This is a genomic window from Natrarchaeobius oligotrophus (assembly GCF_003841465.1).
Lineage (GTDB): Archaea > Halobacteriota > Halobacteria > Halobacteriales > Natrialbaceae > Natrarchaeobius > Natrarchaeobius oligotrophus.
Genome location: NZ_REFZ01000007.1, coordinates 71,565 through 86,951, shown reverse-complemented (window position 1 = coordinate 86,951; position 15,387 = coordinate 71,565). Strand labels below are relative to the sequence as shown.

General features: G+C 65.0%; 16 protein-coding genes. 9 read left to right on the top strand and 7 right to left on the bottom strand.

Annotated elements, in window-relative coordinates:
- Nucleotides 1-113 precede the first annotated feature (113 nt).
- The gene (locus EA472_RS11880) at nt 114-842 is read left to right on the top strand and encodes a DUF7117 family protein (protein ID WP_124191736.1); all 729 of its coding nucleotides are present in this window, start codon (nt 114-116) and stop codon (nt 840-842) included.
- 33 nt (nt 843-875) lie between these two features.
- Here EA472_RS11880 and EA472_RS11875 read toward each other — a convergent pair whose 3' ends face one another.
- The gene (locus EA472_RS11875; protein ID WP_124191735.1) at nt 876-1,769 is read right to left on the bottom strand and encodes a bifunctional methylenetetrahydrofolate dehydrogenase/methenyltetrahydrofolate cyclohydrolase; all 894 of its coding nucleotides are present in this window, start codon (nt 1,767-1,769) and stop codon (nt 876-878) included.
- Between the two features lie 165 nt (nt 1,770-1,934).
- Here EA472_RS11875 and glyA point away from each other — a divergent pair, with 165 nt between their 5' ends.
- Nucleotides 1,935-3,182, top strand: a complete 1,248-nt coding sequence (glyA, locus tag EA472_RS11870) for a serine hydroxymethyltransferase (protein ID WP_124191734.1) — start codon at nt 1,935-1,937, stop codon at nt 3,180-3,182.
- A gap of 75 nt (nt 3,183-3,257) precedes the next feature.
- On the opposite strand, the gene EA472_RS11865 is transcribed toward glyA, so the two are convergent.
- Both EA472_RS11865 and EA472_RS11860 read right to left on the bottom strand, forming a co-directional pair.
- On the bottom strand, nt 3,258-4,055 hold the full coding sequence (locus EA472_RS11865; protein ID WP_124191733.1) for an HAD-IIA family hydrolase: 798 nt from the start codon (nt 4,053-4,055) through the stop codon (nt 3,258-3,260).
- Nucleotides 4,056-4,145: 90 nt separating this feature from the next.
- Nucleotides 4,146-4,541, bottom strand: coding sequence for an SHOCT domain-containing protein (locus EA472_RS11860; RefSeq protein WP_124191732.1), 396 nt, complete (start codon nt 4,539-4,541; stop codon nt 4,146-4,148).
- A gap of 111 nt (nt 4,542-4,652) precedes the next feature.
- Between EA472_RS11860 and EA472_RS11855 the strand changes: the two genes are divergently transcribed.
- Entirely contained in the window at nt 4,653-5,123 is a 471-nt protein-coding gene (locus EA472_RS11855) for a hypothetical protein (RefSeq protein WP_124191731.1), read from the top strand.
- A 229-nt stretch (nt 5,124-5,352) separates the two neighbouring features.
- Here the strand turns inward: EA472_RS11855 and EA472_RS11850 are convergent, their stop codons facing one another.
- Nucleotides 5,353-5,535 (bottom strand): DUF7501 family protein, encoded by a 183-nt coding sequence (locus EA472_RS11850; protein WP_124191730.1) that lies wholly within the window; start codon nt 5,533-5,535, stop codon nt 5,353-5,355.
- Nucleotides 5,536-5,766: 231 nt separating this feature from the next.
- Between EA472_RS11850 and EA472_RS11845 the strand changes: the two genes are divergently transcribed.
- Nucleotides 5,767-6,132 carry a cupin domain-containing protein gene (locus tag EA472_RS11845; protein WP_124191729.1) on the top strand — a complete coding sequence of 122 codons (366 nt, stop codon included), beginning with the start codon at nt 5,767-5,769 and terminating at the stop codon, nt 6,130-6,132.
- Between the two features lie 152 nt (nt 6,133-6,284).
- Here EA472_RS11845 and EA472_RS11840 read toward each other — a convergent pair whose 3' ends face one another.
- Together EA472_RS11840 and EA472_RS11835 are read right to left on the bottom strand one after the other, a co-directional pair.
- Complete coding sequence (locus tag EA472_RS11840; RefSeq protein WP_124191728.1) at nt 6,285-8,330, bottom strand: hypothetical protein; 2,046 nt, start codon at nt 8,328-8,330, stop codon at nt 6,285-6,287.
- 92 nt (nt 8,331-8,422) lie between these two features.
- The gene (locus EA472_RS11835) at nt 8,423-10,963 is read right to left on the bottom strand and encodes a methyl-accepting chemotaxis protein (protein ID WP_124191727.1); all 2,541 of its coding nucleotides are present in this window, start codon (nt 10,961-10,963) and stop codon (nt 8,423-8,425) included.
- A gap of 343 nt (nt 10,964-11,306) precedes the next feature.
- On the opposite strand from EA472_RS11835, the gene EA472_RS11830 reads away from it, so the two are divergent.
- The 3 genes from EA472_RS11830 to EA472_RS11820 all read left to right on the top strand — a co-directional run bounded on the left by EA472_RS11830 (nt 11,307) and on the right by EA472_RS11820 (nt 12,525).
- On the top strand, nt 11,307-11,492 hold the full coding sequence (locus EA472_RS11830; RefSeq protein WP_124191726.1) for an HEWD family protein: 186 nt from the start codon (nt 11,307-11,309) through the stop codon (nt 11,490-11,492).
- Between the two features lie 97 nt (nt 11,493-11,589).
- Nucleotides 11,590-11,901 carry a divalent-cation tolerance protein CutA gene (gene cutA, locus EA472_RS11825; RefSeq protein WP_124191725.1) on the top strand — a complete coding sequence of 104 codons (312 nt, stop codon included), beginning with the start codon at nt 11,590-11,592 and terminating at the stop codon, nt 11,899-11,901.
- A gap of 150 nt (nt 11,902-12,051) precedes the next feature.
- Nucleotides 12,052-12,525 carry a 50S ribosomal protein L11 gene (locus EA472_RS11820; RefSeq protein ID WP_124191724.1) on the top strand — a complete coding sequence of 158 codons (474 nt, stop codon included), beginning with the start codon at nt 12,052-12,054 and terminating at the stop codon, nt 12,523-12,525.
- A gap of 218 nt (nt 12,526-12,743) precedes the next feature.
- On the opposite strand, the gene EA472_RS11815 is transcribed toward EA472_RS11820, so the two are convergent.
- Entirely contained in the window at nt 12,744-13,349 is a 606-nt protein-coding gene (locus tag EA472_RS11815; RefSeq protein ID WP_124191723.1) for a hypothetical protein, read from the bottom strand.
- A 344-nt stretch (nt 13,350-13,693) separates the two neighbouring features.
- Between EA472_RS11815 and EA472_RS11810 the strand changes: the two genes are divergently transcribed.
- Both EA472_RS11810 and EA472_RS11805 read left to right on the top strand, forming a co-directional pair.
- Nucleotides 13,694-14,326 (top strand): 50S ribosomal protein L1, encoded by a 633-nt coding sequence (locus tag EA472_RS11810; RefSeq protein WP_124191722.1) that lies wholly within the window; start codon nt 13,694-13,696, stop codon nt 14,324-14,326.
- A gap of 1 nt (nt 14,327) precedes the next feature.
- The gene (locus EA472_RS11805) at nt 14,328-15,374 is read left to right on the top strand and encodes a 50S ribosomal protein L10 (RefSeq protein WP_124191721.1); all 1,047 of its coding nucleotides are present in this window, start codon (nt 14,328-14,330) and stop codon (nt 15,372-15,374) included.
- Nucleotides 15,375-15,387 lie beyond the last annotated feature (13 nt).

Here is a 15,387-nt window from a genome sequence, read left to right as displayed (position 1 = left end):
CGACTGGTTTGTCGCACAGTCTACCGCAGAGGTTCGGCGGAGACGCCGGATTCCCCGTCGACCGACCGGTCGTCACCGGTGAGACTTTTGAAACGCGGACCGTAGCGTCGCCCATGAAAATCCGCGGGGAGCGCGAGTGCAAGGAGTGTGGGACCCGCTGGTCGTACTACGAGACGGGAAGCATCGGCTGTCCGGCCTGTGGAAGCCTGCACAGCGTCGGCACCGACGAACGGAGCGAACACACCGACAGACCGGTCGCCTTCGATCTCACGCCGGTCCGAGCCGACGTCGACGACGAGCCACTCGAGGAACTCGCCGACCGTGCTCGCGAGCGCTGTCGCGAGTACGTTCGCCGGCGCGGGTTCATCACCGGCGGCGAGCTTCGCGACCTCGACGACACGTACCTCGCCGCCGCCGAGTTACTTCACGTCGCCGACGTCGTCGGCCGCGAAATTCGTCTCGAAGAGCGCGAGGAACTGTACTTTCTCGCGCTGGTGGGCGACGCCGACGAGGGTGACCGGCCGTCGGCCGACGACGTTCCCACGACGCTCCGGGCGGCTCGCGGGCTCGCGTACGCAAACGCCGTCCGCGAGTACCGACGCGACGTTCGGACCTGGCTCGGCGAACGCGAGCGAGACCTCGCGGCGAGCGAGCGAAGCGCCCTCGAGACGCTCGGAGGACACGTCACCCGGATTCGAATGCTCGACGGCGACGTCGAGGCGCGGACGGCGGATCGGCTGATCGAGGCGACTCGCGACCTGGCGAACGGCCTTCGCGGCGACGAACTGGCGCTCAATCGCGCGGAGGATCGCCTCGAGTCTCTCGCGGTCTCGGACGGGTAGAAAAACGATCGGAGTCGTCCGCGGATCTCGACGTCAGGGTAACTCGACGTCGACTTGCTCCTGGAGGCTCGCGGCTTTCACCGTATTGTAGAGCAACATCGCGCGGGTCATCGGACCGACGCCGCCGGGAACCGGCGTGATCGCGCTGGCTTTCTCCGCCGCGCTCTCGAACTCGACGTCGCCGACGAGTTCGTACCCCTTCTCTGTGTCGGCCTCGACGCGGTTGACGCCCACGTCGATCACGACCGCGCCGTCGTCGATCATGGAGCCGTCGATCAGTTCCGGGACGCCGACCGCCGCGACGACGATATCGGCCCGACGAGTCTTCGCCGCGAGATCGTCGGTTCTCGAGTGGCAGATCGTCACCGTGGCGTTGCCGTCGTCGGCTTTCTGGATCAGCAGATTCGCCAGCGGTTTGCCGACGATTCGCGAGCGACCGACGATCGTCACGTCCGCGCCCTCGGTGTCGACCGCCGTCGCCTCGAGGAGTTTCTGGACGCCGTGGGGCGTACAGGGTCGAAAGCGGGCGTCGCCGGCGACGAGCCGGCCGACGTTCTCCGGGTGGAAGCCGTCGACGTCCTTGGCCGGATCGATGCGGCGGATCACCTCCCGGTAATCGATGTGATCCGGGACTGGGGCCTGCACGAGGTAGCCGTGGACGGCGGGATCGGCGTTGAGGTCGTCGATGGCGTCGTACAGTTCCTCGGCCGGGGCGTCGCCGTCGACGTCGACGTGAGTCCCCTCGATGCCGACCTCCTCGCAGTCGCGCTGTTTCATGTTCACGTAGGTCTGGCTCGCCGGGTCGTCGCCCATCAACACCGTCGCCAGTCCCGGCCGCGCGCCCTCGTCGGCGAGCGTCTCGATGGCTTCGCTCAGCCCGTCACGGATCTCGCTCGCGACGGCGTTGCCGTCGATGATCTCGGTCATCGTCCGAGTGACCGGCCGCGAGCCTAATCAACCCTCGGATTCGTGTTCAGATCTCACCTATTTTTCCGACAAATATACACGTACGTGGATAAACCGGCGTGGAAAAAGTGGCTCCACTTGCCGAGGAAGGGTACACTTATGCAGCCGACGGACGGCACATCGGATATGGAACACGAGCACGTCCGGGACGTCGATCCCGCCGTCGCCGATGCACTCGAGGGTGAAGTCGACCGACAGCGATCGTCGCTGCAGATGATCGCGAGCGAGAACCACGCCAGCCGGGCGGTCATCGACGCCCAGGGCAGCGCCCTGACCAACAAGTACGCCGAGGGCTACCCCGGCTCGCGTTACTACGGCGGCTGCGAGTTCGCCGACGAGGTCGAGCAACTCGCGATCGACCGCGCGAAAGAGCTGTTCGGCGCGGAACACGTCAACGTCCAGCCCCACTCCGGCACGCAGGCCAACCAGGCCGTCTACTTCGCGATGCTCGAGCCGGGCGATAAGATTCTCTCGCTGGATCTCACCCACGGCGGCCACCTCAGTCACGGTCACCCGGCGAACTTCGTCGGCCAGCTCTACGACGTCGAGCAGTACGAAGTCGACCCCGAGACGGGCTACCTCGACTACGAGGGACTCGCCGAGCAGGCCGCCGAGTTCGATCCCGACATCGTCGTCTCGGGCTACTCCGCGTACCCCCGCGAAATCGAGTGGGAACGCATTCAAGCGGCCGCCGACGAAGCCGAGGCGTTGCACCTCGCGGACATCGCCCACATCACGGGACTGGTCGCCGCTGGCGTCCACGACTCGCCGGTCGGCGTGGCGGACTTCGTCACCGGTTCGACCCACAAGACGATCCGCGCCGGCCGCGGCGGCATCGTCATGACGAGCGAGGAGTACGCCGACGACGTCGACTCCGCGGTCTTCCCCGGCGGCCAGGGCGGTCCGCTGATGCACAACGTCGCCGGCAAGGCGGTCGGCTTCGAGGAGGCGCTTCAGCCCGAGTTCGAAGACTACGCCTCCCAGACCGTCGCCAACGCGAGAGCGCTCGGTGAGTCGCTGTCCGAGAACGGCCTCTCGCTCGTCTCCGGCGGTACCGACAACCACCTCGTGCTCGTCGACCTGCGCGAGAGTCATCCTGACACGAGCGGCGGCGACGCCGAGGACGCACTCGAGGACGCCGGCATCGTCCTCAACGGCAACACGGTGCCCGGCGAGACGCGCTCTGCGTTCGACCCCTCCGGCATCCGCGCGGGCACGCCCGCGCTCACCACTCGCGGCTTCGACGAGGACGACTGCCGGCGCGTGGGTGACCTGATCGCTCGCGTCGTGGACGCTCCCGACGACGAGGACGTCGTCGCCGCGGTCCGCGAGGACGTCGAGACGCTGTGCGCCGAGAATCCGCTGTACGAGTAGTCGTTCACCACAGTTAGCGGCGTTTCCGAGAACCGTCCCGATCCAGCCATTCTTCGTGCCGAGAATCGTCTCGGTTCACTCCGCGCCCGAGCCGAGAATCGTCTCCACCGCGGCGAGCGACTCGAGGACGTAATCGGGTTCGACGGCGGCGGACGAGAGGTCGGATCGGTCCGCGATGCCCGTCAGAACGAGTGCGGTCGTCGCGCCCGCTCGCTCGCCGAGTGCGATATCGGTGTCTAGCCGGTCGCCGACGACGAGCGTCCGTTCGGGTTCGGTTCCGAGCCGATCCATCGCGGCGGTCGCGGCGATCGACGAGGGTTTGCCGAGGATCGCATCCGGCTCCCGGCCGGCGGTTTCCGCCATCGCGGCGAGGATCGCCCCCGAGCCCGGAATCGCCCGCCCGTCGCCGACCGGTATCGTCGCGTCCGGATCCGTCCCGTAGAACGGAACGCCCCGCTCGAGCGCCCGCAGCGACGTTGCGAGCGCGTCGTAGGAGAAGTCCCTGTCGAACGATCCCAGTACGACGTCCGCCTCGTCCGGATCGTTCGTCAGCTCCACGTCGGCCGCCTCGAGAATCGACTCGAGGCGCGTTCCGCCGACGAGATACACTCGTTTCCCCGGATAGGTGCGCGAGAGGTACGCCGCCGCGACGGTGGCGGAGGTGAGCACCCGCTCCGGATCGACGTCGACGCCGTGGGGCTCGAGTTTCCGTCCGTAGTGATCGCTCCCTCGGGTCGGGTTGTTCGAAAACAGCAGTCGCGAACAGCCCGCGTCCTCGAGCGCTCGCAGTCCGTCGGCCGCGCCGGGGAGCAACTCCTCGCCCCGGACGATCGTCCCGTCGACGTCCAGGACCGCCGCCTCGTACTCGCTCATCGTCGCCGCTAGGAGCGTCCCGCGGTTGAGTGTTTTGATCGGGGGCCGTTCAGCCGCCGATCAGGAGCCGCCGAAAGACGGGCGATGCGATCAGCTCGAGCGCTCGAGTTCGAGTTCCTCCGTCTCGATCCCCGCCCGCTCGGCGCGCTCGTTGGCGTCGATCAACCGCTCCAGTTTCTCCTCGAACTCCGCTTCGGACAGCTCGCCCGCGGCGTACCGATCCTGGAGTTTCGTCACGGGGTCCCGATCCGTTCGCTGCGCCGAACCGTCGGCGGCTCGCTCCGACCGGGACGGCGACTCCTCGCGCTCTCTGGTGAGATACCAGACGAGCAGAAAGCTCACCACGAAGAGCGCGGTGATCGCCACCGCGTACAGCGGGCCCGCAAACAGCAGGGCGAAGATGATGACGACGTCGGCCAGCACGAACTTGAGAACGAACAGCTCCGTGAGACTCAGTTCGCTCCCGCCGTCGGTCTCACTCCCCATACGTTCGCAAACGATCCCGGCAGGAATAACTGTAGGGATCCGCCCTGTCACCCGAACCGCGACCGGTCGCGGGTGGGAATTCTTATCCGCCGACCGTCCGTACTCCGTCGTATGACACTCGAGGTCGACCCGCCCGAACCGCCGGAACTGGAGTTCGTCGATCCGAACGAGTACGACGACGCCACGATCAGCGCCGACGGCACGCAGGAGATCGATTACCGTCGCGAGGAACTCCAGGCGTTTCTCGAGGCGGGCGCGTGGGAGGAGGCATTCGAGGAGTGGCTCGCGGACACCGACCTCACCGAGCGCGAGTACGGCATCACTCGAGACCTCTCGCTGTTTTCGGAGTTCGATTTCTTCTGGGACGACTTCGCCGACCGGGTCGGCTATCACGCGCCGGGCATTCCGGAGGACTGGCAGACGCAGGAGTACCACCCCGACCTCGACACCTGGGGAACGGTGTCGTCGATCAACGCCGAGCTGACGGAGTTCGGACAGATCGTCTCCGTCGTCCTCAAATCGGAGTACATCGACTGGGAGGCCGAGTACGAACCGCCGGAGGACCTTCCGGACTTCGATTGAACGGCCTCGCTCTCGGGGAATGCAACGCCCGTTCGAACGCGGACGGCTCGCGGGGGGTTGAGAACACTCGGAACGGTCGACAGCGAGACCCTGCGTTTTGACGTCGTCGAGAACGCCGTGTGTCGTTCGTTCGCTCGATCGGGGCGACGACGGGCGGGTCAGCGCTCGACCGCTTTCGGGTTCGAGTCGATCCGATCGAAGGCGGAGTGAAGTTCGTTCTCGAAACCGGCTACCCTGACCACTCGCCCGCCAGGTCGCCGGCGATGTTCTCACGCCAGTGGTCGAACCCGCGTTCGCAGTCGGTGTTGTCGTGGATGTGATCGATGAAACCTGCACCCGGGGAGGCGAGTTTGTCCCCGCAGAAGGGACAGGTTACCGGATCGCACCAGGTCGTGGTCGTGTTCACTGACATACCAGAACGCTCGGTATCGAAGTGTATAAATCCAACCGCATAACATCTAATATTGATATTATGTGTTATAATGTCCCTATTATCTACGGTGGTGGACGCGAACCGCGACCGCTTCGGACCGATCGAGCCGACTCGAGCGCTCCCTCGGGAGCGGACGCACGAAATCGAAGCGAGAAACGACGGCACGCACCGGACCCGGATTTTTTGCCGTCGGTCGTGAAAGCGAATCCGATGTACTCGTCGATCGAACTCGAGAACGTCGAACCGAGAGAACTCGAGGAAGAGGCCCCGACGCTGCTCTCCGTCGGGCGGGAACTCAAACCGGAGAAGATGCGCCCGAACGTCTGGCACTACGAGCGAGGCGAGGAAAACGCATACCACCGACAGGGCGAACAGGAGGAGCTGTACGTCGTCCTCGAGGGAACCGTCGACGTGACGATCGAACGCGACGACGAGCGCGACGTGATCACGCTCTCGAAACACGACGTCCTCGTCGTCCCGCCCGAGTCGTGGCGACAGCTGAGAGCGGTCGAGGAGAGTCGAGTCCTCGCCGTCGGCGCGCCAAACGTTCCGGACGACGGAATGCTCGAGGAGTGAAGCGGTCGACTGTACCGGTGGGGCCGACGGACGGTCGCGGTCCCACCGGAGCCGAGGGATAGCAGTCCGCCCGAGTCGAGCGAGCCACGCAGAAGAGTCGGCGGTCGCGGGATTACGGTACTGATTTCGATCCCCCGAACAGGTCTCGAGGGTTACCGGGCGAGGACGACGGCGGTTCCGACGACGGCGACGCCGGCGACGGCCACCGCAGCTCCGAGCCCGGCATCGATCGCAGCCGCAGTGACTCCGCCGGAGACGACCCCCGCAGCGCCCGCGCCGGCGAGAGCGGACGTCACCAGCGCTGGTCGCACGGTCCCGGGATCGTCTTCGACGCGTCGGTCCTCGAGGTCGACACGGAGCGCCTCGAGTTCGTCCTCGAGCCACTCCGCGGAGACGCCGTCAGACGTGCTCCGTTCCGCGAGGGACGCGTCGACGCGATCGAAACGGTGGTCGTGAGCGGCGGTTCGATCCTCGAGAGTATCGAGTCGGTCCGCTTGCGCTCCGATCCGTTCGGAGATCGGCTCGAGTCGATCGTTCACCGTCTCCTCGAGTCGATCGTCCACCGCGTCCGAAACGTGTTCCGCCGTCGTTCGTGCGACCTCGTCCTCGATCGTTCCCTCGAGGCGCTCTCGAACCGTCTCGGCCACTCGTTCGTCGCGGGCGTCGGCGTCGTCGGCCAGCCGCGACTCGAGCGCGTCGACGCGTTCGGCGAGTTCTTCGAGTTCGTCGGCGAGATCCGAGACCTCGTCCCCGACGGCGGCCAGTTCCTCGCCGTGTCCGGAAACTCTCCCTTCGAGCGCGACCACTTCGTCGGCTTTCGCGGCCTCCTCGAGGTCGGCTACGGCGTCGTCGAGCGCATCCGCGACCTCGTCGAGATCGTCCGCACCGTCGTCGACGCGATCGGAGAGCGCCTCCAGTCGCGTCTCGAGTGACTCGACCGATTCTGCCGACGCGGTCCGTCGCTCGAGCGTCTCGACGGCGGCGGCGACCGCGTCGACGTCGGTCCGCACCGACTCGATCTCCTGGTCCCGGTTTCCGAGCCGCTCGAACAACTGATCGACGGCGTCGGTGGCCGTCTCGTCGAGTTCGGGACGCTCGTCGTCGAACGAAAGCGTCGCCCGGTCGGACGCGGCGGTTGCCGACTCGGATTCGTCGGGACTTTCCGACATCGACGGGCTCGAACTCGAATCGCTCGAGGCCCACTCGTCTCGAGTCCGGACGATACCCTCGTCTCCGTCGACGCCGGCCGCTGCAGCGGCGAGGGCACCCCGTGCGACGCTCTCGGCGGGTTCGTCGGCCCGGCGAACGCCGCGAATCGAAAACGGGAGAGCCGCCGCGTCGAATCGGCCGCCGACGAGGTACTCGAGGCCGTCGACTGCGCCCTCGCCGGCGACCGCGACGGGGACGGACAGCCCGCGCTCGAGTTCGTGCTCGACGGCCCGACGGCCGAGCGCGTCGACCAGCCGTTCGACCAGGTCGTCGTACGCTTCCGCGAGCGCGCGCTGAATTTCGCCCGTCGTCGCGTCCGGGTCGAGTTCGAAGTCGGTCAGCGCACGTCGAACGTCCGCCCGATCGCGATCGAGTTCCGCGGTCGCCCGATCACGGACCCATTCGTCTCCGATCGGGATCGAAAACGAAAGCGCCGGCACGCCGTAGTACGCGAGCGTGACGTTCGTCCGCTCTCCGTCGAGACAGACGCCGAGGCCGGTGTAGTTGTCGGCTTCGAGCTGGTCGTAAACGACGGCGAATCCGCGATCGATCGGCGTCGGCGAGACTCCCAGTTCGACGAGACACGACTCGACGAGTCGACAGTGGTCGTCGATCGACCAGGGCTCGTCGTCGTCCGGCGCGCCGGGAACCGTATAGCAGAGCTGTTCGCCGTCGGGGCTCTCGAGAACGACGTCCAGTACCAGCGAAAGAGTCGCTCCGTCGTCGTCGGAGAGAAGCGGTTCGTCCGAAAACGGCGTCCGGGGGGTCGCGTCGACGGCGTCAGCTGCGTCGATCGCGTCCGATCCGATCGCGTACGTCGTGTCGTCGCGCGAAACGGATCGTGCGTCGGCCGGCGAAGCGGCGTCGGACTCGCGGTGCGAGTCGTCGATTGCGAAGACAACGGGGGCCGTCGACGTGACGATCGGCTCCGCCGGATCGCCCCTCGCAACGCGAATCGTCCGCCGTCCCAGATCGAGCCCGTAACTCATGCCAACGGAAAATCGGACCACCGTCTTGGTTCTTTGCCCCCGAATACCAGACGTGAAAATTAGTCTCGCCGATCCGGAACGGACCGACCGGATTACGAGTCGTCGGCCTCGTCGTCGTGGAACTCGAAGACGTTCGCGTCGTCCTCGTCGACAGACGCCGGTTCACTCGAATCGGCGTCGGTCGAGTCCGTCCGTTCGTCGTCGGTCGCCGTCGATTCGTCCGCCGGCATGGCGACCGGCTCCTCGAGCGGATCGTCCGACTGACTCGAGTCGGTTTCGCCGTCCTGTTTCGCAGCGGCGTCGGCTTCGCCGTCCCCGTCGACCGCGCTTTCGTCGCGCTCGTCGGCTTCGAGTTCGAACTCGTCGTCACCGACGATGCCGCCGTCGTTGTCGACGTCGGTTTCGAAGTGATCGAGCGCCTGCGAGAGCTGCGTCGCCTGCTGTGACAGCTGCGAGGCGGACCCGGAGACCTCGGTCAGCGCCGTCGTCTGCTCCTCGGTGGCGGCCGCGACGCTCTCGGCTTCGGCCGTCGTCTCCTCGCTGATCGTCGCCGCTTCGTCGACGATGGCGACGACCTCCTGCGTCGTGGCGGCCTGTTCTTCGCTCGCCGCCGAGATTTCCTGGACGCCGGTATTCGTTTCGGTCGCGAACGACGCGATCTCTTCGAGCGCCTCGACGGCCTCCTCGACCTGTTCGCTCGCCGTCTCGAGTCGGGCGCTCGTCTCCTCGACCTCCTCGGCCGAGCGAACCGTCTGCTCTCGAATGCTCTCGAGGCGGCTTTCGACCTGGTTTGCGGCCACTTTGGCGTCGTTGGACAGCTCCTTGATCTCCTGGGCGACGGCGCCGAATCCGTCGCCGTCCTGTCCGCTCGCCGAGCGCGAGGCCTCGATGTTGGCGTTGAGCGCGAGCATGTTCGTCTGTTCGGCGATCTGCTGGATGCGCTCGATGAGGTCGTCGATCTGGCCGACCTCGGACTCGAGGGCACGGATCTCCTCGACCGCGCGTTCTGCTTCGGTCTCGGTTTCGGTCATGCTCTCGATCGCGTCCTGTGCGGCTTCCCGTCCCGCCTCGCCGGTGTTCGCCGTTCGCGCCGCGAGATCCGCGACCTCGTTCGAGGAGGCCGCGATCTCCTCGGTCGTCGTCGAGAGGGTGGACATCTCGCTCGTCGCCTGCTGGAGCGACGCGTTCTGTCGCTCGGCCCCGGCCGAGATCTCCTGGACGGAGTCGCTGATCTGCTCGCTCGCGGAGTGGACCTCCTCGCTCGAGGCCGTCACCTGTTCGCTGGCGATCGCGACCTGCGTCGCGAACGCCTGGAGGTCCGCGACGGTGGCTTCGATCTCGTCGAGCATCTCGTTGAAGTCCTCGCCGATCTCCCGCATCGTCTCGTTTTCGACTTCCGTGTCCGCGCGGACGGCGAGATCGCCGTCTGCGGCCGCGCCCATCGCCGCGCCGTACTCGTGAGCCGCGCGTTCGAGCTGATCGTTGATGCGCTGGACGCGTTCGCGCTCGGCTTCGGACTCCTCGCGAGCCGCCTGTGCCTCCCGGATCTGCTCGCGAAGCGAGTCGCGCATCGCCGCGAAACTGTCGTAGAGGGAGCCGATCTCGTCGACTCGTCCCGTCTCAAGGTCGACGGAAAGATCGCCCTCCTCCATCGTCTGTGCACGGTTTCGAAGTCGAGTCAGTTCGCTCGAGACGCTCCGACCGCCGACCAGTCCGACGGCGACGAAGACGAAGCCGGTGAGAACGATCGTCACGATGAAGCTCAGCTGAACCTCGTCTCGGACGGCGAACGCGACGTCCTCGGGCGTCCTCGTCACCACGTAGACGTCTTCGCCGGCGTACGACGAGTAGCGATAGCTCGGAATGTACGAGTAGAGCGATCCGTCGTGGCTGACTTTCGCGATGCCTTCGACCCCGGGTTCGATCACCGACGAATCGACGCTTTCGTCCCCGAATATCGGTTCGCCGTCCTGGGTGACCACGACGGTGTTCGCGCCGTCGATCCCCTGGGGCAGGTTCGGACCGGGATCGTGGGCGTCGACCTCACCGATGAGAAGGTGCTCGTCGAGGATAATCCGTTGCTGGCCGATCGCGATCGCCTCGTCTCCCTCGAAGTTCGTGTACTGTTCGGTCGTCATGAACGACGGCGGCGAGCCGAGATCCTGTCCCATCCGATCGAGCATGTCCTCGCCGACGGCGTCATCGCTCGAGCTCCCGATCACTTCACCGGTTTCCCGATCCACCAGATACAGTTCCGAGAACTCTCCCGTATACGCCTGCCCCTCCAGATACCGCGATATCTCGTCCGAATCACCCGTCGTTAGCACGTCGTCTCGGGAAATGTCCTCGAGTTCGAGTTCGCGGTCGTTCAACCAGGTGTCGAGGACGTTCGCGTGAAGTTCGGTCGTCTGTTCAACCTGGTCGTCCACCTGACCCTCGAGCTGGTCGCTGATACCGACGTAGAAGAAAACGCTGATCGCGGCGGTCAACAGGAGAATTGCGACGATCGCCACGAGCGTCTTCGCGATGAGTCGCCGCCTGATCACCCCGGGCACCAGATACGACCCGATCGATCGGTTTCCGCTCGATTCGCCACTTCGTTCCGATTCTTCGCGTGTTGGTTCGTCACTCATTCGTTCGTCCGTTCGATGTCGTGTCTGCCGGTCGCTGCAGTGGATTGGTTCGTCGCCGGTCGGTCGCTGTTCAGTAACCGTCTTTCCTGACTAGATTGGATGCTTGTCATGCTGTTAGACATGATAATAAATGTTGCCAATTACCAATGAATTTTGCTTTCCGATCGATTTCGACATAGAATTTTCACGGTCTTTGGTAAACTACTTCGGTGTTATCAGCTGTTCCATATATAGTTAACTAATGATAGATTTTATTTTATAAGCGAGTGTACGTTCGGCTCGTTCGGTTGGCGGTCCGCCGGAGGACGAATACGTTATATGGGTTCAGTTCTCACAATCGCCAATGAGTGCGAAACTACGAACGCCGACCGCTCGCGTCTGTGAGCGGTGCAACCGAGCGGAGTACTGGGACGAAGATCTCGAGGCGTGGCAGATCGACCGCGAGGACGGCGAGAAACGCGTCGGCAGTCCCCATTGCCTCCACGAGTGGGACATCAACGGCGCGTTCAACCCCATCGTCGAGGAGTAGCGGTCCGCGGGCGACGAGCGGGTCGACGCCGAAGCGGTCGTCCGCGTCCGGGATCGCTCGCATCTCTTTTTGTGGCGACGGTCGTAGTTCGACGAGAATGACGACGGTATACATCACGGCGCCGCCCGACGACGCGGAATCGATCGCCGAAACCCTGGTCGAAAAGCGACTCGCCGCCTGCGTCAACCGCGTACCGACGAGTTCGACGTACCGGTGGAACGGCGAGATCCACCACGACGACGAGGTTATGCTGCTCGCGAAGACGACCGAATCGGCCTACGAGGAACTCGAGCGCTGCGTTCGCGAGATTCATCCTCACGACGTTCCGTGTATCGAACGGTTCGACGAGAGCCACGTCCTCGAGTCGTTCGCACGCTGGCGCGAGGACGCGATCGATCCCGATCGATGACGGAAGCCGCTCCGTCCGTGTCGGGAGTCGGTTTCGTTCCGAGCGACGACGCGATCACCGTCGTCCGAACCGTCCGGTGCGTCAGTCGGTCACAGACGGAGACTGCCCGAAAAAGCAACCCTTAAAACTCGCGCACGGGTTGTGACGGATATGGCTGGAACCATCGAAGTGCTCGTTCCGGGTGGCCAGGCCAACCCAGGCCCGCCGCTCGGTCCCGAGCTCGGACCGACGCCCGTCGACGTACAGGCGGTCGTCCAGGAGATCAACGATCAGACAGCGGCCTTCGACGGCACCGAGGTACCGGTGACCGTCGAGTACGAGGACGACGGCTCGTTCGAGATCGACGTCGGCGTCCCGCCGACGGCGGCGCTCGTCAAGGACGAAGCCGGATTCGAAACCGGCAGCGGCGAACCCCAGGAGGACTTCGTCGCCGACCTCTCGATCGATCAGGTCAAAACGATCGCCGAGCAGAAAGCGCCCGACCTGCTCGCGTACGACACGAAAAACGCCGCGAAGGAAGTCGTGGGCACCTGCGCCTCGATGGGCGTCACCATCGAGGGCGACGACGCTCGCGAGTTCAAGGAAAAAGTCGACGCGGGCGAGTACGACGACGTCCTCGCGTAAGTCGAATCGCGTTTTCTTCGATTCTCGGCGGCTCGACTCGAGTACAAAAGCGACGCGGACCGCGACGTCTCTGGCTGTGACGATCGGTCGTTCAGACGAGTAAGAGCCGGCGTCCGTCCGCGAACTCCACCGGTCTCATACGGTTTACTGTCCGTCAGTTCCGGCGCACCCGCGACCCGGGCGGCGGGTACACCGGCAAATCGGTACAGTAATCCGTATCAGATCTTGTTCGCTGGCGGGACGCTTCGTTCCTCGGGTTTGGTTGCGCCGCCGGAACCGACGAGAATGCGGACGCCGGTCCCGAGCCCGAGCGGGATCGCCACGCTCGCCAGCGCGACCGTCGTCGCGAGCGAGAGTCCGGCGAGGCCGGCGACGAGACTTCCGACGAAGACCCCGAGCCACAGTGCGTCCCGTCCGAGACGCGCACTGATCGTCGTGCCGATCGATGCGACGCCGATCACCGCCGCGGCTGGCAGGACCGTCAGTCCGAACACGACCAGGATGACGCCGAAAAACGTGCCGAGGCTCGAACCCAGGATGAAGTAGCCGGTACTCGAGAGCATACCCACGACGAGCAGCGACGGCAGCCCCACGCAGACCGAAATTACCGGGCTGCGACGGGACTTTTCGACCGCGCGGCTACCGTATCCCTGGAGCATCCCCAGCAGTACGCTCGCGACGACCAACACGCCGGCGAACTGGACCCCCGCTCGCTCGACCGGCGAGAGCGTTCGGTACGCCTCGATTACCCACCCGTGAGCGACGTACCCGGTCGCTTCCAGACCCGTTGGACCACTGATGAGATATAAATCTGTTGGCCACATACACGAACGATACACTGTCATCGATGATATTACTTTCGATCGAAATAGTCGCCTGAAAAATGACGACGAGAGCGAAGTTCGGTTCGGACCGCCGGCTCAACTCGCTCGGAACGGGCCGTGATCGCGGTCCTGGACGCGAATACACGCTGGTCGTCGACCGCGCGTGACTCTTGGGCAGTGGTACTCGCCACCCCGGTGGGCTACCGGGTCGCAAATCGCGGATACGAGGCGGCGGATCGCGGTTCGACGGGTTTAAGTTCGCCATCCTACTTCTCTCAACAGAGACAGGCAATGCCTGTTTCACTGACCCGTAGGAGCATTCCTGCGTACTACGGAGGTGAACGATGGCAGATTCGGATATCGAAACCGCAGTGGCTCGCGCACTCGAGGATTCGCCGGACCGGAACTTTACCGAGACGGTCGACCTCGCGATCAACTTGCGTGACCTTGATTTGAACGAACCGTCGAACCGTGTCGATGAGTCTATCGTCCTGCCGTCCGGAACCGGCCAGGAAACGCGGATCGTCGTCATCGCCGAGGGCGAAACCGCAGTCCGTGCCGAGGAGGTAGCGGACGACGTTCTCTCGGAGGACGACGTGGCCGATCTGGACGACGACGACGCCAAGGATATGGCGGACGAGACGGACTTCTTCATCGCCGAAGAGGCGATGATGCAAGACATCGCCCGGCACCTGGGGACCATCCTCGGTCCTCGGGGGAAGATGCCGGACCCGCTCTCGCCCGACGACGACGTCGTCGAGACCGTCAATCGACTTAAAAACACCGTCCAACTTCGCTCGGGCGACCGGCGCACGTTCCACACGCTCGTCGGCGCCGAGGATATGGACGCCGAGGAGATCGCAGACAACATCGACGTCATCCTGCGTCGTCTCCACGCGGACCTCGAGAAAGGCCCACAGAACATCGACGGCGTCTACGTCAAGACGACGATGGGCCCGTCGGTGGAGGTGGTCTAACATGAGTGCTGAGGCCGAACGCAAGACCGAAAACCTTCCAGAGTGGAAGCGCGAAGAGGTCGGCGAGCTCCAGCAGCTCATCGACGACTACGAGAGCGTCGGTATCGTCGGCATCGCGGGCATTCCCTCGAAGCAGCTACAGGACATGCGTCGCGGACTCCACGGCACCGCCGTGGTGCGAGTCAGCCGCAACACGCTGCAGACTCGCGCTCTGGAGGACGCCGGACTCGACGACCTCGTTGCCCACGTAGACGGGCAGGTCGGTCTGGTCGCGACGAACGACAATCCCTTCACCCTCTACAAGGAACTCGAGGCGTCGAAGACGCCTGCTCCGATCAACGAGGGCGAAGTCGCGCCCAACGACATCGTCATCCCCGAGGGTGACACGGGCGTCGATCCGGGACCGTTCGTCGGCGAACTCCAGAGCGTCGGCGCGAACGCGCGCATCGAGGACGGCTCGATCCAGGTCATGGAAGATTCGACGGTCCTCGAGACCGGCGAAGAAGTCTCTGCGGATCTGGCGAACGTCCTCAACGAACTCGAGATCGAACCCAAGGAGGTCGGACTCGACCTTCGAGCCGTCATCGCAGACGGCGTACTCTTCGATCCCGAGGACCTCGACATCGACGTCGACGCCTACCGGAGCGACGTCTCGGCCGCGGCCGCCCGCGCACGGAACCTCTCGGTCAACGCGAGCTTCCCGACCGCGGCAACCGCGTCGACGCTCATCGCCAAGGCGACGGGCGAAGCCAAGAGTCTCGGCCTGCACGCCGCGATCGAGGACGAAGAGCTCATGCCCGACCTCGTCAGCAAGGCCGACGCACAGCTGCGTGCGCTCGCGGCCCAGATCGACGACGAGGAGGCACTTCCCGAAGAGCTCCAGGATCTCGAGGCACCCGCCCCGGCGGCGGACGACGTCGACGACGGCGGCGAGGACGAGGACGAATCGGCCGACGATCAAGACGACACTGAGACCGACGCCGACGCCGACGATGACGATGACGACGACGGCGACGGTGCGGAAGGTCTCGGTGCGATGTTCGGTTAATCAACGGAGGACA